The following is a 21,250-nucleotide window of genomic DNA, read 5'->3' on the forward strand; positions in this document are numbered from 1 at the left end:
GCTCGACTTGCATGTATTAGGCACGCCGCCAGCGTTCGTCCTGAGCCAGGATCAAACTCTCCAAGAAAGTTGATTAGCTCATTTGTTACGTTGGCATAGTTCCAATTAAGAAACTATTAATTATTGTTTGTTGACGTTTTTGTTTGTTTAGTTTTCAAAGAACAATTAACTTGAGACAAGAATAAATTATATTCTATTAATCTCATAATGTCAACAAATTTTTTAAGAATCATTATCTTAAAAAGCAGCGACAAGAATTAATATTAACAGAAACATTTATAATAATCAACTGTTTTTTTGTTAATATTTTTCATCACTTAGTGACAAGAAATAATTATACTTATATACCTTTAGTCTGTCAACACCTTAAGAATAAAAATTATATTCCAAAAGGAAAATCTTCAAAGACAAGATAATCTCGAAGAATAGATAAAAACTCTCTACGTATCTAGTACGTTGGTTAACTAGGAGTAGCGCAATCATAACAGAGATATTTCGAAGATGTAACTCCAGAAAACTTATCATCATGCTCCCATCGAAACCTAAAAATAAAATTGAATCTTTACCCATAAGAATAGGAAGCATGAGAACCGTCCCTCATGCTTCCCCACTCTTAGAAGCACGAGAACCGTCCCCATGATTCCATTTATTCAAATGCTAATTTTTCTCTTTCTGCGGCCATTGGCGGTTTTTCCATCCAGCCCTTTTCTACCATTAACTTTGCGGCGTCCTCTACGAATAGAGAGATCTTCATAAATGATTTCGTATAGATCATGCCTACATCATGTCTTCCATTTACCGCAACCGAATTGCCGAAGGCCCTAATTTTCATTGAGAACATATCCATTTTATGAAAAAGCATCAACTTATCCGAAAAGGGTGCAAAAGTTGAAGTGGTCACTAAATCATCTAAAAAAGAAGGAGAAGGCAAATTCTCATTATGAAGCATTTGCATATAGTTTTCCACACTCACAGCTGTAAGCTCTTTGCCTCTTTCAAATAGCTTCCGTACCTTATCATCCTTTGCCACTTGGGCAAACGCCATGATGAGCGCCTTACTCGTTACATTATTTTCAATGTTATCGTAAAAATGAGCAATTTCTAATGCCTGCAAAGGTCGTACATGTCCGAAAAAACCATTTAAAAAGTCCTGATGAATAAATTCCACTTTATTCGGAACCGGAATAATAGGGGGTTTCATAATAAGACCTTTACTCATTAATATTTCTTTAATCTGCTCAATAAGATCCATCGTAGAATCCATACAATAACGAAAGAATTCTTTGACATCTTTTCGATAAACGAGAGGGATAGCAATGCTATATATACTCATCCCGGCCTTTGCCGCATATTTCAGATAATGAACATAAAATTCATCTTGGAATAAACGAGGAGCACCTAAATTAACATCCTCTTCACCGAATCCTTTTGGTATAGGGAAGTTTTCCTTTTCAAAAATTTCTTTCGTTATCTCCATAAACTCTTTTGTTAATTTTAAAGCATTTTCTAATAAAGCTTTTATATCAGGGTCGTCACAATGCTGAAGATAATACCTTAAAAGGCATTCTGCCATGCTGTTACCCATATATGTAGCCCAAAGCTTACCCATTTCTGCGGAAGTTAAATTTTCAGTCGGGTCCATTTTATAGGAAGTCAATTTTATCGGCTTAATGGTTCTCATTGTATCCGCCTTCTTTAAATTTTCTTCTTAGTGTTTTCCACTATGGAGAATATATTCAAAACCTCGGCAATCCAAAGACTCAAATCGTTCATTCCAATCACATAGAAAAAATCCGAAATAGCATGATCATATGTATTGTAAAATCTACACATACTAAAGGCACCAGAATTCGAGCCATCCTGGTGCCTTTTTCTACTTAATGAGTAGGTCCTTACCTTAAGCAACATCCGACCTACCTTGTTTATTTAATTGATTTCGCTCCTAAATAACGCGGTTTCCAATAGCTGTTGCTCATGTCAGTGATGGTAACACCTGTACTAGAACCCGCATGAATGAACTGGTTATTACCGATATAAAGACCTGCATGCGATGGGCCGCCAGTAGTGTCAAAAAAGACAATATCCCCTTTTTGCGGCGTCGATACAGGAGTACTAGCATCCCAAATGGTTGCGACCGTTCTTGGAATGGAAACTCCCTGCTTAGCAAAAACATAATTTAAAAATCCAGAACAATCAAACCCAGACGGAGTGCTTCCTCCCCAAACATAAGGGACACCAATGTACTTCTTCGCCTCAGCAATTAGAGCGTCTACATTAAAAGCCGGCGCCGGTGCTGGTGTTTGAACACTACCAGTGGTGGTGCCTGACACCTTTAACACTTGTCCCACCTTAATAACATCGGAAGATAAATTATTCAGTGTTTTTAGATCTGTAACCGTCGTGTTATAGTTCTTGGCAATTAAAGATAGACTATCACCTGATTTAACTGTATAACTAGCAGTTTGTGAAGTTTGTGAAGTTGTGGTGCCTGGCACCTTTAACACTTGCCCCACTTTAATAACATCAGAGGTTAATTGATTAAGTGATTTTAGTTCAGTAACCGTCGTGTTGTAGTTCTTAGCAATTAAAGAAAGGCTATCACCTGACTTAACTGTATAAGAAGTTGTTGTGGCTGAAGTGTTAGTTGATGGAGCTTGTAGTGAGAGCACTTGCCCAATTTGAATAGAAGATGTAGCTAAATTGTTGTACTGCATAACCTGCTGAACCGTAAGATTATTGGTTGTAGCGATTTTCCATAACGTATCGCCGGATTTTATCGTATAGGTCAGCTCATTTGCGCTTGCATTACTGGAATAACTAACCACAAGTATTCCTAACGCAGCCATCGTCGTAATGAGGTGTTTTTTCAAGTGGGGGGACACTCCTTGATGGAAGATTTTGTCTTGTATAAATTCCGTTTATATGTTTTAACGCTTTCATCATAACCTGACCAAAGGTGTGCTTTATACCCCTGTTTTATTGGAAAACAACCATGATTTTTCCAAATTCAAAACACAAAAAATAATACCAATGATTTTTAACCATCGGTACAGCTTCTTTAAGTAAATATAGCTTTATATATTCCTTTTCTAACCCCGGATAAATCCACCTTCTGAATTTATAATCTGACCGGTGATCCATCTTGCCTCATCACTTGCGAGAAAAGCAATAATCCGTGCCACATCTTCGGGTAACCCAATACGCCCCATTGGAAATTTTGGAAGTAGAATTTGTCTTATTTCATCCGTCATCCAAGTAGAATCGGTTGGTCCCGGGTTGACAGCATTAACCGTCATTCCTAATGGTGCAAGTTCCTGAGATAATGACTTGGTAAAAGCTGATATAGCACCTTTAGTTGCGGCATAAGCTAGCTCCCCTGGCATAGGTCCTAAATCCTGCCCTGATGTCATATTTATAATTCTGCCAGTATCTAATTTCATTTTTTCAAAACGACGAGCAAATTCGACACATAACAGAAACGTCGATCGCATATTAACGGCATAATGTTCATCAAGTGTTTGGGCATCCAACACTAAATATCCATCACTCTTTGAATGCGCTGCATTATTTACCAAGATAAAAGGAAAACCTAGTTTACTTTCAACCAGGTTAAGGATTTTATAAGCAGCATGAGCATTTGAAAGATCGATTTCTAAACTTTCACAAAGAACTCCCTTACTTGAAATCTCTTGGTTAAATTCTTCGATCCAAACCCGATCAGCTTTCCAATAAGTAAAGAAAATATTGATACCCTGTGAAGCTAATTTTCGGCAAACAGCTGTACCTATATCTCTCGGATTACTTGCCCCTGTTATGAGTGCGACTTTACTTTGTGAATGAGTCAATAGATTTCCCCCTCAATTAAAATCACGGAAAATCACGGGGACGGTTCTCATGCTTCCGGATCATGAGAACCGTCCCCGTGTTTCCGAAGCAGAGAACCGTCCCCATGTTCCCCCTAATTTCTTATTCTTCTAAAATATCGATAAATCCTCTCAAGCTTTTTCCTCTGGTTTCCTTTTGGACTTTCCATATTACCAAACTCAAAAAACTTTACTTTCTTGATGCCCACAAAGTTAAATAACGCTCTTTTCATGAGGATTTTATGAGCATTATGCAGCCAAAGTAATGGATAATGAGTTGGCCCCTTCATGGTTGATACACAAACCACGGACTTTCCTTTCAAAAGTCCTTTGGGGAAAAGCCCTTTCTTATCTCTATAAGCAAAATTGGAAGCAAACATCTGGTCAATATATCCCAAAAGCATGGCGGGAGGCCTCCCCCACCAAATCGGATAGATAAACACCATTTTGTCCGCCCACATAATTTGTCGTCTATATTTTTCAGTACCAGGATCGATGTGCATGTCACGTCTTCGTTTTTGTTCGTTAAAGACGAGGAGTGGATTAAAGTTCTCCTCATACAAATCTAGAATCTGTAACTCTTTGATATTAGAATTTTCATTACTTCCTTGAATCACTTTTTGTAAAAATGCGTAATTCAAACTTTTATGATTTGGATATGTGTAAATCACAAGCAGCTTCATGCCCACACCCCTTACTTATCAATTGATAACTAAATAATAACATCACTCCACTTCCTTATCAAATGATAGTTGTTTTTAGACAACCATTTTGTTATCTTGTCTGTAAGAGGTGAGAAAAATGGATAAAAGTGCACTTTTTTATAAACTTGTATCATTTACATCATCGGTTCATCGTGTGACCACAGAATTAACCAAAGATGTAAAATCAGATTACCTTACTCAAGTACAATATAAGATTCTTGAATATATTGCGGTTAGTCAACCTGTGACACCTAGTGATGTGAGCGAATGCCAAAATATATCAATGCCAAATACAAGTCGTGAGCTTAGAAAGTTAATGGAAAAGGGATTAATTGAAAAAATAACAGATACAGAAGACCGACGAAAACAATTTATTTGTCTATCGGAAAATGGAAAAGATATGATGAACGAAGCCTTTGCCTTTATCGAATCTCGTTTCCTACACCGCATGCAAAATGCATCAGAAGAAGATTTAGCGGAAATTGAACGTGCACTAGAAATATTACAGTCAAAAGTGTTTTATTAGAATCACGGGTAGAATCACGGGGACGGTTCTACTGCTTCCGAATCAGTAGAACCGTCCCTATGATTCTCCAAATGGATAAAATTGGTCCAAACGCAGATGTTGAATATATATTTATATATTTGTATAATTATTCTGGGTTGGATGGTTTATGTGAACATCACTGTATTTAGCGTAGGTGGGGCTGATACAAACTAAAACAAGAGCTGTTTGGCTCTTTTTTTGATAGCTAGAATAAGCTGATAACGGATTAAAAATATACGAAGAGACATGAATATTATATACATATAAAAAAAGGGAAAAGAGTCCTACTCTTTTCCCTTTTACGATGTTTTTTTAAGTTTAATACAAGGGTCTTTCTTTCATACTCATTTTTTTATAAACTTTCAAATAAACCCAAACAGCATTTAAAAGCAATAAGGCCCCCGTAATAAAAAACACCGAACTGACTCCAAAATACGCAGCCATCTGACCACCTAAACTGGAACCGGCAAAAACCCCTAAATAACCGGCAGACATGGTAATACCAAACACTCTCCCCGTAAGGAAATCCGGTGTAATTTTTTTAAGCAAAGTATTGATAGAAGGCATAAGTCCCGCGGATGCCAATCCTAATAAAAATCGCAACACCATTAACTCCCACGGATTTTTCACAAAAGCTTGCGGTATAAACATAATTCCTGCCACTATAAGTGCGGCAAAGATCACTTTTTGTACTCCAAATTGATCAGATAATTTACCAAGCCTTGGGGCTGCAATAATACTTGCCAGTCCTGAAGCTGAGAAGGTAATTCCAGCTAACAAAGCAACATGGGTGGAGTTCTTTGTTAATTGTGCGATATAAACGGTTATAATGGGTTCAATCGAATAAAGGGCGAAACTTAGGATAAAAAAGGTGACAAATAACGTGATGGTTAAACTTTTTTCCGGAACCTGATTCCAGATTTCCTTAACAGGAAGCACCTTTTTATGCTGTCGGGTAAAGTTTTCCTTTACGAATAATACTGTAGTAATAAATGAAAGCATCAACAAGCCGCCTGTTATGAAAAACACATTTTGCATTCCAGTGCTCTCTACCAAATAACCACCGATCAATGGACCAATCAAAGAACCTGCCGTACTGGCAGTGGAAAGTGTACCCAGTGCATATCCTGCATGTTCTTTATCGGTCTGAGTCGCAATCAAAGCGGTACAAGCTGAGCCATACCCCGTAATTACACCCTGCAATAATCGTAATCCAATCAGTTCGTAGACATTTTGGGCAAACCCCATACATCCTATAACCACGCCCATGCCGAGGCTTGCCCGCATGAGCATGAGTTTGCGTCCGTATTTATCGGCCGCACTTCCCCAAATCGGTGAAAACACAGCGGAGATGATAAAAGTGGCACCGAAAGCAAATCCCGAATATTGAGCAATTAAAGCGGGATTTTTAACACCAAGATGGTTAATATAGAGTGGTAATACGGGGGCGATTTGGCTCAACCCTATGCTGGACATAAACATGCCAAACCAACATACAATTAAATTCCTTTTCCATATCGGCATGATTGAAACCCTTCTTTCACGAATTCAAAAAACCAACCAGCACCTCTTTTAAAGATGATAGTTGGTTGAACATGATACTTTCCTTAGGATTGATTGCAAGTACCAATCCAAGTGTCAACCGTCTGCACCTCTGCTTGGCGTGGAAATACCTTTTCAATGAGAACACGGTGAACCTCAGGATCAGGATCGAGACATGCATCCGAAAGCACTGTAATGGAAAAGTCCTTATCGGCGGCTTCCCTTAATGTTGACAATACTACTCCACTTGTAGAGATACCTGTCAGCAGAAGTGTGTCGATTTGTTGTGAACGGAGGATGATTTCAAGATTGCTGCCAGCAAATGCGCTAACGCGATACTTCGTTATAACCGGTTCATTTGCTTTTGGCTCAACGGATTTGTGAATTTGTGTAGCTGAATCAAAGATGGTCATTCCACCATATTTAGATATTGCTGAGAACGCCTTATTCTGTGAGCTGACCTCTGGATATCCTTCACTAAACCCAACTCGAACAAAAAAAACTGGAATATTATTTTGACGAGCAGCTTCAACAGCTTTTTGGAATGGTTGAAGGATTTCTATATTTTCTCCGAAACGGGAGACAATACCATTTTGTAGATCCATTACTAACAATGCGGTTTTTTTATTTTGATTTTGCATAGGTTGTAAATTCCTCCTTAACGGATTAAAATTAAACGGAGACTTCTCCACTTAATAATAAAAGGAGACCTCTCCGTTTGTCAAGATAAGTATATTTTTAGGATGTGATGGTATGGGAAATGAGGAGAATACACCTCGACCTCGAACTGAACGCCGTGATGCTGCAAAGAATCGTCAGCTTATATTAGAGACAGCTCAAAGACTATTTGAGCAATACGGTGTTGAACAGGTAAGTATGAATCAAATTGCAACAGAAGCTCAAATTGGCCCAGGAACACTTTATCGCCGATATAAAAACAAAGGTGAGGTATGTCTTGATTTAATCAAGGACAGCGTTGATTTATTTTTCGAGGATATAGAGGATTACTTGGAAGAAAACAAAACTGTTTCACCTAATCAAAAATTGAAAGAAATCATAAGCTTGTTTATTCGTTTCAGAGAAAAAAAGGCACAACTGCTTACAGGAGTCGAGGAAACGAAGTCAACCAACCCACTAAAATCCCGGACCAAAAGCCCTTTATATATGGAATTACATCAACTATTGGTCGGGCTATTTGACGAAATGACAGCCATAGAACAAAAACCCCATTCACACAGTATCTTTAAAGCAGATATGGTGCTAATGGCTTTAAGCAGCGATTCCTATTTCTTTCAAAAAGATGTGCGTAACTATACACCTGAAGAAATTTTAGAACTAGTCTATTCAACATTTATTTCCAAATAATCACGGGGACGGTTCTCCTGCTTCCGAAGCAGGAGAACCGTCCCCGTGATTCTATTACTAATTGGATTTATCGCGTGAAAAAGTTTTAGTTCCACTAAATATACTCCAATTATCCTCAGATTTTTCTGTAATTGTGATAGTTACAATAACCTGATTATTTGCCAATTTAATAGTCCCACTACCTTTTGAAAACCAGCCATCGTCATCAAAAGTAAAAGATGTTGTCCCATTCTGGGGGAATCTCGCAGTAAATGATATTTCCGCAATTCTATTCGCAGGTGGTGAGGAAACCGATTGGATGGCAACTGTAGCTGTATTTGAATTTATAAATGTAATGGTTAAACCATTCCCACCATTTGAATAAAAATTGGCATCCCCCCAATTTCCACCGTATGCTTTTAGTCTATTTTGTTCTGCCTCTATTCTCGCAGCCTCGGCGGCCTTCTTCTCTTCTTCAAGCTTTTGTTGAGCAACGGCTAGTTCCTTAGCTTTTTCTGCCTCGACTTGCAAAACTTTTATTTCATTTTGTAATTTCGTTATGGATTCATTAGTGGAGTCAGTTATGTTTACATTTTGCAGGACGTTAAGGGCCTCATTGTACCTTTTTTGATCCAATAGTTGATGTCCTTTTTCGATTATATCTTTTAAATTAGCTGTTTGTTTGATTGTTAACTCTAAATCTCCCTTCAATTTCTTTGCATAGTTGGATAACCTTTTGTTTAAATAGTGATTGTTATTCTCTAACACTTTATTTATAAGAAATAATGCTGCTTCCGATTCACCGCTCTCCATAGCCGTTTTACAGTCAATTATATTTCTCGTTATTTCAAGAAGTGCTTTTGTTTCTTTATCTTCGGGTTCTAGTTCGTTTGCCTTACTTAAATCTGCTAGTGCAACTTCAAATTTTTGATTTTCTAATGCTTTTTTACCGGACTCTAGTTTTTCGTTAAAATCTTTTGAAGTGCAAGAAACTAAAAATAGGATACTCAAGAAAAAAATCGGCCATAGTTTTTTATTCACACTGTTTCCCCCCTAAATTTTTATTTAAATATATATATCTGATTTTACTAAAGTGTTTGAAATATTTATAGATAAAATTACCTGTATTGGGGGCATCAGGAAAACCAAGTTGGAATCATTCTTCCTAAATATGGACTTGCGCAAATTAACAAAATATTAGATATTTATTAGGTGTCTTATTTTATATTTATATAGAAAGGGGTTAACATATGAATTCAACATATACACCAACAGCGTCGTCTAAAACAAGAGCGATTGTCATCAATGCACTATTCATTGCTCTAACCTTTGTAGCTACAATGTTCATCAACATAAGGCTTCCCATCATGGGCAACGGGGGTTTAATCCATTTGGGTAATGTGCCTCTTTTTATAGCAGCATTGGTTTACGGTAAGAAAACAGGAGCGATTGCAGGCGCCTTTGGAATGGGGCTCTTTGATGTTGTCTCTGGTTGGGCCATTTGGTCCCCGTTCACCTTTGTCATCGTAGGAACAATGGGCTTTTTAGTTGGCCTTATATCTGAAAAAGCAACCGGAAATAGAGTTCTTGCGAGTACACTGGCAATCGTAGTGGCATTGATTGTGAAAATCGTAGGCTACTATTTTGCCGAAGTCATCCTTTATGGTAACTGGATCCAGCCATTTGGCTCTGTTCCAGGAAACTTTTTACAAGTCGCTGTAGCGGGTATTATTGTCGTACCACTTGTCGGACGCATTAAGAAAAGAGCTGGACAGATATAAGAGTGAAAAAAGGGCAACAAGACTCTCCTAGTCTTGTTGCCTTTTTTCTCTAATCGTATTCAACATGCCCCGAAACAATCGAGAACTCTTACAGTATTTTTACTTTGTTCTTTCCCTGCAATCTGAGAGGAATCATGGGGACGGTTCTCCTGATTCCGAATCAGGAGAACCGTCCCCATGATCCCCCTGTTTTCCACACAAAAGAAGCACGAGAACCGTCCCCGTGCTACTAATGTTTTGGTAACGGAACATGAAAATAAATCAAAAAAAATGCGGTAAATAAAAAGGAAACAAACCAAGCTTTGAAGGGGTTACGATAATGGAATCTCAGCATGATGACCATGCTGAAATTAAAAGCTACTGACCAGCAAAAATTCCAACCGTTATGATAGGATATTCTTCCAGCCAAATACATAATTCCTTCAATACCACAAAGTATGGCCCCCCATAGTATTAAGTAAATGATTTCTTTTTTCCATATAGCAGGTAAATGGGATAGAAAAAGGATAACAATGCAGGGAAAAATAATAAATGATACTAATATAACGGAAAATGGCTGATTTAAAAAAATATCGTCCTGCTCCAATTTCCATAAAAAATGTTTGCCATCTATAAAAAACCTATATAAAAATTGATTCACAATCATATACAAAACTGTCGGATAATACTTTTCCCAATTATTCATATCCCCCCATTTCCGACAAGCAAAAATAAGGATGAGGCAGAGCACTAAACGCAATATAAACACCCAATTTCATACTTTTGCTTAATATGTGAAGAAAAAACATAATTATGACATAGAATCATGGAGACATTTAACTCTTAGCCAAAGGTCCCAAAGTAAGAGGTATTGGCCCTCGTGGATAAGTTATTAATTAAAATCGGACGATCTTCCGTTCTCCACTAATTAGGGATTAGATTTACACGATAAAGAGTATGGAAAGCCTGGCTCATACCGTCCAATCCTTGATCCGATTAAAACCTCACCACTTCCAAAATGATTGATAATGATAAGTGAAGAGCCCCACACATAGCGGGACTCTTCCTTTTTTAGATTGATTAGAAAGCTTAAAAATCAACTTAGAGAATAGTCTAGCTCCAGCGCCTAGCCCCTCGAGGTCACAAGCTTATCCAGTTTCGGCTCCTTGGGACTCTAGACTTTAGCCACCCCCTGAAGAAGGCAAAGAACCGCCTTCTTGCAGGGTGCGTCTTAGCCTAAAGTCCCAGAACAGTCGCCTCCACATTTAGATCAATCCGTCCAAAAGGTCAAGAACAACCTTTCGGCCAGCTTATCTTGTGCTTGGCTACAGAAAACTAGCGTTTTCTGTTCGCATTAAGGGAGACTAATCTCTGGCTACGCTTTGCTTGCCATCGATAAATCTCCTTATATCTGGGCTGACCAAGACGCTTGCGCTTTTCTTGTTAAACTCGTTGAATCATAAACTCAAATTCCATATTTTCGTTTGCTTTAATTAGATGTTCATCATGTACCGGTGCGCCCCAGCTATCGTCACCGCCAACCCCCATTTGCCTGCCTGCCACCGTGACAACGGTATAATGAACATTCGGAAGCTCATAAACATGCTGCGCATTCTCAAGCTCGAAAGCTGTATAGGGGGAGAAATTGCACTCCAATGGCTTGCCTACTGAAGAAATCTGAAGACCGCGTCCGTTTTCGTTGGTCACGCTGACTCGTCGGACTCCGGTGCGATTTCCGGACTCCTGCGGCATGACATATCCGGATAGATTATCAGTTACTTGATTTTTAAAGATCCCAAGCCTTGCTCCCATCGAACGGTCACTGTAATTCTCCTCAGGTCCCATCGCATACCACTCGAGCTGATTATAATCAGCCGGCACCTTGAACGACACCGCAAAAATCGGCAGTTGCGGAAGATTCTCAGCCCCTTTATAGGCAGACTTCACCTGAACATTTCCGTCTAGATACACGGTGTAGACCGTCTTCACCTCAATCTCACTGTTAATCGAGAACTGATAAGTGAACGCAACACTTACCGGACTGCTGCTTTCTTCCACTTGAATATCAACACATTTCCTTGCGAGACTCGCCGCATACCAAAGCCCGGAATGGAAGCTTTGCGAAAACCCTCGGTCATTGTCCGTCGTCGCTCGCCAGAATAACGGAGCCGGAGGAAGGGCGATCATTTCTCTTCCTGCATAGTTCAAGGAAACAAGACTGCCCGCCTGTTTGGAAAATAACACAGTGAAATCCTTACCGTGAACGCCAATATTGACATCACCATGGGCAACCCGAAGCTCACCTTTTACAGGAGCCTTTTCTGTCGATTCCACTTGATAGACAAATTGTCCAAACGCAATTTCATATCCACTTTCTGCCCATAAAGTGCTTTCTTTCAGCTTAAGGGAAGTTTGCACACAATATTCACCGGAAACAGCTGCAATGTTTTCAGGCAATGCAAACTCAAAACGTCCCTCGCTTTGCGGTGCGACACTAGCAGAAAGTCTGTCCCGATATACTTCCCTTCCCTCATGGAACAGTGCATATTCCAATTCATAGGCATCAGTATGGGAGAAAAGACTCTCATTTTTAAGCGTGACACCCGTCTGATCTGGCAGCAGCTTAAAGTCTTGATATAAAAATTTCACTTCTTGCATCTTTGGTGATAGCTCACGGTTTGCATACACAATCCCATTTGTACAAAAACCGTAATCCGTTGGACGATCGCCGAAATCACCACCATACGCAAGGTATTCGTTTCCGTATCGGTCCTTTTTATAAATCGACTGATCAATATAGTCCCAAATAAATCCGCCTTGGTACATCGGATACTTCTGTTCTAAATCCCTATACTTATACATACCTCCAAGCGAATTCCCCATAGCATGCATGTACTCACAGCTGATGTACGGCTTCTCCGGATTGTCGGTTAAATACTTCTCAATATCCTCCGGCTTTGCATACATCCGGCTTTCCATATCGCTGGTTGCATTAAAGTCACGGTTATGGAATACCCCTTCATAATGCACAAGACGGCTTGGGTCCGTGTTCCTGAAATAATTCGATACATTTAGAATCACCTCGCCTGCATAGGATTCGTTCCCGCAAGACCAGATGAGAATGGAAGGATGATTCTTATCCCGCTCCACCATGGAAATCGCGCGGTCCATGACAATGTTTTGCCATTCCGGCTTATTCCCAGGAATATTCCAAGACGGTTCAACCGCCCCCATCTTTTGCCAAGAGCCGTGCGTTTCTAGATTCATTTCGTCAATCACATAGACCCCATACTCGTCACACAGCTCGTACCAATAGCTTTGATTCGGATAATGAGACGTCCGAACCGCATTGATGTTATGGCTCTTTAACGTTTTAATATCCCATAACATATCTTCCTTTGTAATCGCTCGGCCGCTTCTTGGGTTAAACTCATGACGGTTCACCCCTTTGAACACGATTCGCTCCCCGTTGAGGCGCATCATTTTATTGACCAGTTCAAATCTTCTAAAACCGAGCTTTTGTGGCACGACCTCCACCAGCTCGCCAGATTCATTAAACAGCTGAACATATAATTTGTACAAATAAGGACTTTCAGCGCTCCACAGTGCTGGTTGATCAACATTCATGCTGAACGACCACTTGCCGTCCGCTTCTGCTCCATTTGCTTGGGTTATCAGATCACCATTCTGATCGAACAATTCAGCGATGACGCTGGAAACCCCTGTACCTTTCAACTTTAAGTCCGCCGTTAATGTACCTTTTGTAAAAGTGGAGTCAAGTGTCGGGCGGACATGTAAATCAGCCACATGAATTTCCGGTACGGTATAAAGGTAAACATCACGGAAGATTCCTGAAAACCGCCAGAAATCTTGATCTTCAAGCCAGCTTCCCGTACTTCTTTGGTACACTTCCACCGCCAGCTTATTTTCTCCGTCTGTTAAAAAAGCTGTAAGCTCAAACTCTGCCGGCGTGAAAGAATCCTCACTATAGCCGACAAACTCGCCGTTCAACCATACATATAAAGCCGATTCTACACCTTGAAAAGATATAAATACTGGCTTCTTTTCCATATGGGCGGGAACGGAAAAAGTTTTCACATAGCTGCCAACAGGATTATGATCTGTTGGAATTTTCGGCGGACGGATCTCGTTAAGTCCGTCCCACGGGTACATCGTATTAACATATTGCGGCTGCCCATAGCCCTGAAGTTGAATGTGACCAGGCACAGTGATATTTCCCCAGCCAGCACAATTAAAATCAAGTTTATAAAAATCTGCCGGACGGTTATCTGGATTCACCGCATAGTTAAATTTCCAATCGCCATTCAATGTGTGGCGCAGTTTCATGGGAGCTGCACTTTTTGCTTCGTCCATAGTTTCATAGTATCGATGATCCGAATGTGCCGGAAGACGATTGACGGCAAAAACATTTAAATCGGTCAGCCAAGCTAAAGTTGGAATCATTTTAAAATTTCTCCTTTTATTTGTTTTTTGGCTCTTTTATTATTCATTGTTGATTTACGTGTAGATATGAGAATTCATAAGCGGAAAATTTCCGGTTAAAGTATATACTTGAAACTTAAGAACCAGATATAAACGGAGATATTCCGCTTATCTGCTCTAAATAAGACAAAATCCAAAGATTTAAATCAAATAAACGGAAAAACTTCCTTTATTTTTAAGGAAATAGGGGTATTTCCCAATTTAAACGGAATATTTCCGTTTATTTTTCAAACAAAGTGAAATCATCAACATTCAGTTACAACAGAGCCTTTTTTAAAAAATCTCTACTTCACCGACCCCATCATCCCCGCCACAAAATGCTTCTGCATAATAAAGAAGATTAACGCAGCCGGCAGTGTGGCAATTACAATCGCGGTCATAATCACCCCGAAATCTGGAGAATAACTAGACCCAAGAACCGAAATCAACAAAGGAATCGTCTGATGTTCAGGAGACTGCAACACAACCAGCGGCCACAAATAACTATTCCAGCTCGCCATAAACGTAATAATCGCACCGGCCGCATAAGTAGTCTTCATCGTTGGCAGATAAATCCGGAAAAAACAGCCAAGTTCCGTTAAACCATCAATTCGACCCGCTTCCAAAATATCCTTCGGGAACATCTTCGTACTCTGACGAAAGAAAAAGATCAAAAACGCCGTCGTCACCGTCGGTAAAATAACCGCCGCGAACGTATCAATTCCTAAAGCCGGAACCGTTTGAGAAATCTTTCCGAACATTCTAAACAAAGGAACCATCAATGCCGCAAACGGAATCATCATCGACAAGAGCAAGAAATTAAACACCATGTCTTTTGCTTTACTTTTATAAATTTCAAAGCCATATCCAGCTAAGGAAGCAATCAACAAAGAAAGCACTGTTGTCGTAATCGAGATTTTCGCTGAATTCATTAAAGCCGGTACAAGATCCACCGTGTCCAACAGTTTGTGTAAGTTCTCCATAAAAAAGCTACCAGGTAAGAGACGACCCTTTGTGACATCGACAGATTGATTCGTTGCGCTGACAATCATCCACAAAAAAGGAAAAACAGAAACAATCGCCGCGACAGTTAAAAATCCATAACTAAACACTTTTTTAATCATTTTTATCACCTGCCACTTTGAACTGGATGATGGAGAAGATGACAATCATAATCACGATTGCGTACGATACCGTTGCTGCGTAACCAAAGTCAGGAGTGTATTTAAAGGACAGATTGTAGATGTACTGGGAAATCGTCATCGTCGCGTTACCCGGTCCACCTTGGGTAATATTCATCACTTCGTCAAACAACTGAAGGGTACCGATGGTCGATGTAATCGATGTAAACAAAATGATCGGCTTCAACATCGGGATCGTAATTTTGAAAAAAGTTTGAAAGCTAGATGCCCCATCCATTTTCGCTGCCTCATAAATCGATTGATCAATATTTTGCAGTGCAGATAGATAGAAGATCATGTTATAGCCAGTCCAGCGCCAAGTAATTGCCACAATAATCGCGATTTTGGCCCAGAAAGGATCGGTCAGCCAATGAATCGGTTCAGAAATAAGGGAAAACTTCAACAGGAAAATATTAATAATGCCTTCCTGACCAAATAAATATTTAAAGATAACTGAATAGGCAACCAGTGAGGTGACACATGGCAAGAAGATCGCCGTACGAAAAACGCCTTTCAGTTTCATGGTTTTATCATTCAGCAAAACAGAAATAAATAAGGCCAGAAGAATCATCACTGGTACCTGAATGATTAAATAAACAACCGTATTCTTCACCGTTGTAAGAAACGTTGGGTCCTTCAATAAGCGGGCATAATTTTCAAAGCCGACAAAGGTAAGGTTCGTACCGGTACCGGATTGCAACGACATGATAAAAGCCTGAACCATCGGATAAAAATAAAATAAACAAATCATCACAGTGGCAATGGCAATAAAGGACCAGCCAATCGCGGTATTTTTGATTCGGAAGCTCCGGTTAGAATGGACGGTTTGGAAATTCTGCTGCTGCTTCGTTTTCGCTGTAATCACAACTCTTCAACTCCCTACCTTTAAAGAAAAAGCCCCGGAACCCTCTCACCTTACGCATGTACAATCGCTCCATTAAACCGATTAGGAGAAGCCGGTGAAGTTCCCGAGGCTTAATTTCTTATTTAATTTAGTTTATTTGATTTGCGCCTCAGCTTGTTTTTGAGCATCTTCTAACGCTTGATCAAGCTTTTTACCTTTAATGTAGTTTTGAGTTTCAACTGCTAACAGGTCTTCAATCGCGTAAGTGTGCAAGCCATAGTTGATTTGTGGAATTTGCTCTGTCATTTTAGCAAAATCAGAAACGACTTTCTGTCCGCCAAAGAATGAGTCAGCCGCTTGGTAAGCTTCACCTTGTGCTGCTGGTTTATAAGTACCGATGGCACCCATTTCTTTGTTTAATGTCTGATAGAAATCCACGTTTGAACCAAATGTTTTGGCAAGGAATTCAGCTGCTTTTTCTTTTCCAGGAACATTTAGGACATACCATGAGCTTCCGCCTAAGTTTGTAGCATTAACGGAACCTGCAATATCAAGGCGCGGCATTGGAACAACTGCCCATTTACCAGATTGTGAAGCTTCTGCCTTTATAGATGGAGTAATCCAGTTACCTGTAGGAACAGTCGCGACATCACCATTGTTAAATCCAGCTAAGAATTGACTCCAGTCAGAAACAGGTGTGACAAGATCAGCATCTAAAAGCTCTTTATACGTTTCTAAAGCAACTTTCAAGGCTTTATTTCCAGCCAAGTTAGGAGTGACGCCATCTTCTTTTGTATACCAAGAACCAGCTGATTGAATCATCATACGAATGAGACCAAGGTCATTAGGGTCTTGTGTCAACATATTTTTACCAGTGGCTGCTTTTACTTTTTTACCAATTTCAATGTACTTTTTCCAATCGATATTTTGTAAATCGTTTACTGTGTAACCAGCTTTTTGTAAATAGTCCGTTCTAACGTAAAGTCCGGCTACACCCGTATCAAATGGAAGGCCATAGTTTTTACCATCCACGCTTGTTGGAGCAATTTTATACTGGGCAAAATCTTTTGCATTAAACTTTCCAGTTAAATCATAGAACATATCAGGATAAGCCTGAAGGAAGCTTTGTGCACGATAATCTTCAATTAAAACAATATTGGGAAGTCCTTTGGTTGTACCAGAGCTTAAGCTCGTATTCAGCTTTTGAATAATGTCATCTTGGGCATTTTCAATCACCTGAATGTCAACGTCTGGATTGACAGATTTATAAGCATCTTTCGCTAGATTCATAGCTTTAATATTAAAATTAGGATCCCATGCCCATACCGTTACTTTATTGGTATCCTTTGCATCTCCTGAAGCCTCCTTTGTTTTCGAGCCTGACGAACAAGCTGCTAACATCAGGATGCTGACTAAAAGTAGTGCAAGTATCTTTTTCATCTCATTTCCCCCCAAGTATGATTCTTTTTGTAAGCGTTATCTGTCTTACAAGTATTATGTTAGCACCCTCTTAGGGGAATCTGTTAGGACGATATTTTTATAAATTTGTACTATTTTCATAGAATGAATCCGCTTTCTTTTTTTGAAATTTGGATTATTTTTAGATTTTAGGATTATTTTTGCATTGGAAGTGATATTCGTACCTTGGTCCCTTTGCCTAACTCACTTGAGATGTTTACCCCGTACGGTTCACCGTAGATCAATTGAATACGCTCATGAACATTTCTTACACCAATTCCGGAAAAGGCCTGTTTTCGCTTGGTACCAGGTAGATGGCTTCCTTCTGAAACCTCCATCCCATCACCATTATCGACAACCTCACAAATCAAGTCCTCCCCCTCCTGCCAAACGAGGACATGAATATATCCCTCAAGCTTATGGTTGAAACCGTGAAAAAAGGCATTTTCCATAAAGGGTTGAAGAATGAGTTTCGGAATTGGAACGTCCATACAAGCAGGTGAAATGAAATAATTGACTTTAATCCGCTCTCCGTATCGTTTTTGATTAATCAAAACGTAATTCCTTAAATTATCCACTTCTTGCTTCACCGTAATCGTTTCACTTACATTTCCAAGCGTGTTCTGCAATAAGGAAATTAACGCATTGATCATCGATTCCGTTTCTTCCTTACTTCCTTGTTTTACCATAAATTTAATCGAGGCCAGTGTATTGTATAAGAAGTGCGGGTTAATTTGCTGCTGGAGGGCAGCGAGTTCCGCATTCCGTCGCTGTTTTTGCGATAAAACCAGCTGATCGACGTATTCGTGAAGTTCATCAAGCATGGAGTTAAAGGCTGTACCAATCTGCCTTGTTTCATACGTACCGGAAACCGAAACATATTCATCAAAATCGTGTTCTGATGCACTTTCAATTTGCTTGACCAGCTTTGATAATGAATTGGTTAATCGCCTCGAGGCGAAGAGCACAAAAAACAGCGCAACAATTACAACCCCCATGGAAATAAGCAAAATTTTCCTCTTGTCAATTAAATCCCCAAATGCGGTTTCCTTATCGATGATGTTAAACATGTACATATCAAAAGATGGAAGATATTCCATCATAATCATTTGGTCCTTCCCCATAAACTTTCCGATGATATGGTCATCCTTTTGGTTCTTCCCCATTTCAACTGCCAAATCACGCAGTTCGGTTGATTTTTTTCCAATCAATTTAGATAGGTTACTCGATACAATCGTACTTTCTTTATTGATTAAAAGAACATTATTACCTGGAGTGGTATAACTGGAGTAAAATTTTCTAAATTCACTCTCTCGAATGGTAATATACAAAGATCCGTAGATTGCTCCAGATCGGTCCGTTAGTGCCCTAGAAGCAACAATGTAATTTCCCGCCTCTGAATCTGTACGGTGATCGTATTGGTAGAGTAATCTTTTTGGGTTTTCAAATATATTCTTAGTCAAAATGCTCTTCTTCAACTCTGCATCGGTTATCGGCCAATAGGTTCGATCATTGGTGGCATAGGTGACGCCATTTTTCCCCGTTGCCATGATACCAACCTCATATGAAGCCAAATTGGGTTCAATCCGTTTGATCAGTTGACTCAGCGTATAAATAGAACCTAAGCGATCCACATTCGACTCCTCTTCCTTCGTGAGGACTTCCTTAATGGCAACACTTTGCAGCACACTGTTAGAAGCCATCACAACCGAGTAGTGATACTGCTCAAAACTATCTTGTACTTGATCCATCACTTTCGCATTGGTAATGCTGAACTTTTCAAAAAAGAACTGCTCCGACATGCGAATAGTGGTCCATGTGATGATAATTGAAACGGTTACAATCATGATGACGGTAATCAGAAACATGGTGATAAATAAATTATTATGTCTAAAACGCTCTGGAATGAATCTCATAGGGATACCTTCGCTTATCTCATCAATTGTTTTCTTCTGAATTGGCTGGGTGAAAGCCCTTTTATTTTTTTAAATACCTTGCAAAAATAACTGTGGTCGGAATAACCAACCATCCCGCTGATTTCCGAGATGCGGGCAGTACCTTGAATAAGCAGCTTTGTTGCTTCTTCAATCCGGATCCGATTCAGGTATTCGATAAAACCTTCACCATGATGGGATGCAAAATAACTAGACAGGTAGGAAGGGTTAAAATGAAAATATTGTGCAACACCAGTGAGTGTCAGCGGCTCTGCGTAATGATCATTCATATAGTCTAATATTTTCTTGATGTTGAAGTTTTCCGGCTGAAGCGGCAACCGCAACACCGCGTTTTTGGCCTTACCAATGAAACGATCCAATTGTTCCACTGCATCGACGGCCGATCGAGCATCCTCAAAGGCTTTAAAATAGGTATACTTTTCCTGCTTTAGTTCGGTTATATCGTATTCCATATTGCTAAGGAGAATCATAATATTAAAAAGGATGTTGCCGAAAAAAGACTTATATTCATGGACATCGGTTGTATAGCAGGTTGAAAATTCCGTTACATGCACTCGTAAATAATCAAACGCCAAATCAAAGTGCTTACGCTTCAGTTCACTCGTAAACCAATCTAAATTAAACGTTTCGTATTTTGGTAGTTGTTTTGGTAAATCCTGCTTTCTTAAAACAAGCTGATTGGGAAAATAAAACCGATAGTTTAAAAGCTTTACTAGTTCCTCTTTGTAGAGATAACCAATCGTTGAAAAGTCCTCGAATTCCTCACTCAGGACAAAACCAACATCTAGTTCGGACTCTGCTATTCTTTTAGCCAAAGGTATTAATCCGGAAAAATCGTCACCGTTTATCACGATGATATTTTTTTCAATATAAAAAGAATAGTTTTGCTCCGTTAGACCTGTAGTCACTTTTTCCTTTATATGATGAGGCAGTTCTTCTTGCCCGCTTTTTAGCTCAACCCCTAGTAAACAAAACCTTTGGTTTGGAAAAAATTCTGCTAGTTTTGAAGAATCATATGTTACTTTATAGCCTGAAATCAGTTTGTTGATAATTTGTTCGATAGAGGGACTTACCTCTAATGGCTTGTCCAGCGATTGAAGCGACGGAATTCTGCAAGCCGCCTTTTTTAGCGCTTTCAATAAACTTTCTGCATCAAGCTTCGGTTTTAAGATATAATCAATCACTCCACTTTGAAAAGTAGATCGAACATAGTCAAAATCTCCAAAACTACTTAAGACAATCACTTCGATTTGAGGAAAACGTTCTTTAACGATTCTTGTTAACTCTTCCCCATCCATAATTGGCATCGCAATATCGGTAATCACAATATGGGGTTTCACAACCTCAATCAATTCAAGGGCTTCCTGACCATGTGATGCCTCCCCGACCACTTCAAAACCTTCTTGTTCCCAATTAAGATAATACTTAATCCCCTGTCTAATTAAAATTTCATCATCAACAATCAGAACCCGCCCCCGTCCCCCAGCAGTCATCAAAATCCCCCCAGATGGTGAAAAAATATATTCGTTATTATATTTTACAATATAACGCAACATAAAAGAATCATGGG

The 21,250-nt window shown here is 39.4% G+C and carries 17 protein-coding genes and 1 rRNA gene; 3 read left to right on the top strand and 15 right to left on the bottom strand.

All coding sequences use genetic code 11. The features are described 5' to 3' along the window. From JOC76_RS28445 to JOC76_RS28465, 5 genes are all read right to left on the bottom strand, one after another. Window positions 1-67 (bottom strand): 16S ribosomal RNA (locus tag JOC76_RS28445); the annotation flags it as partial. Window positions 68-646: 579 nt separating this feature from the next. After that, window positions 647-1,681, bottom strand: coding sequence for a DUF3231 family protein (locus tag JOC76_RS28450; protein ID WP_205182145.1), 1,035 nt, complete (start codon window positions 1,679-1,681; stop codon window positions 647-649). Window positions 1,682-1,922: 241 nt separating this feature from the next. Continuing rightward, window positions 1,923-2,870 carry a C40 family peptidase gene (locus JOC76_RS28455; RefSeq protein ID WP_205182146.1) on the bottom strand — a complete coding sequence of 316 codons (948 nt, stop codon included), beginning with the start codon at window positions 2,868-2,870 and terminating at the stop codon, window positions 1,923-1,925. 219 nt (window positions 2,871-3,089) lie between these two features. Further along, window positions 3,090-3,845 (bottom strand): SDR family oxidoreductase, encoded by a 756-nt coding sequence (locus JOC76_RS28460; protein WP_205182147.1) that lies wholly within the window; start codon window positions 3,843-3,845, stop codon window positions 3,090-3,092. 113 nt (window positions 3,846-3,958) lie between these two features. Further along, a complete protein-coding gene (locus JOC76_RS28465; RefSeq protein WP_205182148.1) occupies window positions 3,959-4,546 on the bottom strand; it encodes an NAD(P)H-dependent oxidoreductase in 588 nt (195 codons plus the stop codon). 118 nt (window positions 4,547-4,664) lie between these two features. Between JOC76_RS28465 and JOC76_RS28470 the strand changes: the two genes are divergently transcribed. Next, complete coding sequence (locus JOC76_RS28470) at window positions 4,665-5,093, top strand: MarR family winged helix-turn-helix transcriptional regulator (protein ID WP_205182149.1); 429 nt, start codon at window positions 4,665-4,667, stop codon at window positions 5,091-5,093. A gap of 339 nt (window positions 5,094-5,432) precedes the next feature. Here the strand turns inward: JOC76_RS28470 and JOC76_RS28475 are convergent, their stop codons facing one another. Further along, entirely contained in the window at window positions 5,433-6,638 is a 1,206-nt protein-coding gene (locus tag JOC76_RS28475) for a multidrug efflux MFS transporter (RefSeq protein ID WP_205182150.1), read from the bottom strand. An 83-nt stretch (window positions 6,639-6,721) separates the two neighbouring features. Continuing rightward, the gene (locus tag JOC76_RS28480) at window positions 6,722-7,297 is read right to left on the bottom strand and encodes a cysteine hydrolase family protein (protein WP_205182151.1); all 576 of its coding nucleotides are present in this window, start codon (window positions 7,295-7,297) and stop codon (window positions 6,722-6,724) included. Window positions 7,298-7,409: 112 nt separating this feature from the next. On the opposite strand from JOC76_RS28480, the gene JOC76_RS28485 reads away from it, so the two are divergent. After that, window positions 7,410-8,021 carry a TetR/AcrR family transcriptional regulator gene (locus JOC76_RS28485; RefSeq protein WP_205182152.1) on the top strand — a complete coding sequence of 204 codons (612 nt, stop codon included), beginning with the start codon at window positions 7,410-7,412 and terminating at the stop codon, window positions 8,019-8,021. A 57-nt stretch (window positions 8,022-8,078) separates the two neighbouring features. Here the strand turns inward: JOC76_RS28485 and JOC76_RS28490 are convergent, their stop codons facing one another. Continuing rightward, window positions 8,079-9,041 carry a hypothetical protein gene (locus tag JOC76_RS28490; protein WP_205182153.1) on the bottom strand — a complete coding sequence of 321 codons (963 nt, stop codon included), beginning with the start codon at window positions 9,039-9,041 and terminating at the stop codon, window positions 8,079-8,081. Window positions 9,042-9,250: 209 nt separating this feature from the next. On the opposite strand from JOC76_RS28490, the gene JOC76_RS28495 reads away from it, so the two are divergent. Then, window positions 9,251-9,781, top strand: coding sequence for an ECF transporter S component (locus tag JOC76_RS28495; protein WP_205182154.1), 531 nt, complete (start codon window positions 9,251-9,253; stop codon window positions 9,779-9,781). A 229-nt stretch (window positions 9,782-10,010) separates the two neighbouring features. On the opposite strand, the gene JOC76_RS31015 is transcribed toward JOC76_RS28495, so the two are convergent. From JOC76_RS31015 to JOC76_RS28525, 7 genes are all read right to left on the bottom strand, one after another. Beyond that, window positions 10,011-10,466 (bottom strand): CBO0543 family protein, encoded by a 456-nt coding sequence (locus tag JOC76_RS31015; protein WP_372442023.1) that lies wholly within the window; start codon window positions 10,464-10,466, stop codon window positions 10,011-10,013. 737 nt (window positions 10,467-11,203) lie between these two features. Then, a complete protein-coding gene (lacZ, locus tag JOC76_RS28500; protein WP_205182155.1) occupies window positions 11,204-14,224 on the bottom strand; it encodes a beta-galactosidase, LacZ type in 3,021 nt (1,006 codons plus the stop codon). Between the two features lie 323 nt (window positions 14,225-14,547). After that, entirely contained in the window at window positions 14,548-15,366 is an 819-nt protein-coding gene (locus JOC76_RS28505) for a carbohydrate ABC transporter permease (protein WP_205182156.1), read from the bottom strand. Next, on the bottom strand, window positions 15,359-16,174 hold the full coding sequence (locus JOC76_RS28510) for a carbohydrate ABC transporter permease (protein WP_205182166.1): 816 nt from the start codon (window positions 16,172-16,174) through the stop codon (window positions 15,359-15,361). Before JOC76_RS28510 ends, JOC76_RS28505 begins: the two co-directional genes overlap by 8 nt. A gap of 246 nt (window positions 16,175-16,420) precedes the next feature. Further along, entirely contained in the window at window positions 16,421-17,707 is a 1,287-nt protein-coding gene (locus JOC76_RS28515) for an ABC transporter substrate-binding protein (protein ID WP_205182157.1), read from the bottom strand. 173 nt (window positions 17,708-17,880) lie between these two features. Continuing rightward, a complete protein-coding gene (locus JOC76_RS28520) occupies window positions 17,881-19,641 on the bottom strand; it encodes a sensor histidine kinase (protein ID WP_205182158.1) in 1,761 nt (586 codons plus the stop codon). A gap of 14 nt (window positions 19,642-19,655) precedes the next feature. Next, window positions 19,656-21,236, bottom strand: coding sequence for a response regulator transcription factor (locus JOC76_RS28525; protein ID WP_205182159.1), 1,581 nt, complete (start codon window positions 21,234-21,236; stop codon window positions 19,656-19,658). Between the last annotated feature and the right edge of the window lie 14 nt (window positions 21,237-21,250).

The organism is Neobacillus cucumis (assembly GCF_016908975.1).
Lineage (GTDB): Bacteria > Bacillota > Bacilli > Bacillales > Cytobacillaceae > Neobacillus > Neobacillus cucumis.

What these genes read in the sequence shown, in the direction of transcription:
- JOC76_RS28450 (WP_205182145.1), bottom strand. Translation starts at nt 1,681, where the DNA reads ATGAGAACCATTAAGCCGATAAAATTGACTTCCTATAAAATGGACCCG.
- JOC76_RS28465 (WP_205182148.1), bottom strand. Translation starts at nt 4,546, where the DNA reads ATGAAGCTGCTTGTGATTTACACATATCCAAATCATAAAAGTTTGAAT.
- JOC76_RS28470 (WP_205182149.1), top strand. Translation starts at nt 4,665, where the DNA reads ATGGATAAAAGTGCACTTTTTTATAAACTTGTATCATTTACATCATCG.
- JOC76_RS28475 (WP_205182150.1), bottom strand. Translation starts at nt 6,638, where the DNA reads ATGCCGATATGGAAAAGGAATTTAATTGTATGTTGGTTTGGCATGTTT.
- JOC76_RS28480 (WP_205182151.1), bottom strand. Translation starts at nt 7,297, where the DNA reads ATGCAAAATCAAAATAAAAAAACCGCATTGTTAGTAATGGATCTACAA.
- JOC76_RS28485 (WP_205182152.1), top strand. Translation starts at nt 7,410, where the DNA reads ATGGGAAATGAGGAGAATACACCTCGACCTCGAACTGAACGCCGTGAT.
- JOC76_RS28495 (WP_205182154.1), top strand. Translation starts at nt 9,251, where the DNA reads ATGAATTCAACATATACACCAACAGCGTCGTCTAAAACAAGAGCGATT.
- JOC76_RS31015 (WP_372442023.1), bottom strand. Translation starts at nt 10,466, where the DNA reads ATGAATAATTGGGAAAAGTATTATCCGACAGTTTTGTATATGATTGTG.
- lacZ (WP_205182155.1), bottom strand. Translation starts at nt 14,224, where the DNA reads ATGATTCCAACTTTAGCTTGGCTGACCGATTTAAATGTTTTTGCCGTC.
- JOC76_RS28505 (WP_205182156.1), bottom strand. Translation starts at nt 15,366, where the DNA reads ATGATTAAAAAAGTGTTTAGTTATGGATTTTTAACTGTCGCGGCGATT.
- JOC76_RS28510 (WP_205182166.1), bottom strand. Translation starts at nt 16,174, where the DNA reads ATGATTTGTTTATTTTATTTTTATCCGATGGTTCAGGCTTTTATCATG.
- JOC76_RS28515 (WP_205182157.1), bottom strand. Translation starts at nt 17,707, where the DNA reads ATGAAAAAGATACTTGCACTACTTTTAGTCAGCATCCTGATGTTAGCA.
- JOC76_RS28520 (WP_205182158.1), bottom strand. Translation starts at nt 19,641, where the DNA reads ATGAGATTCATTCCAGAGCGTTTTAGACATAATAATTTATTTATCACC.
- JOC76_RS28525 (WP_205182159.1), bottom strand. Translation starts at nt 21,236, where the DNA reads ATGTTGCGTTATATTGTAAAATATAATAACGAATATATTTTTTCACCA.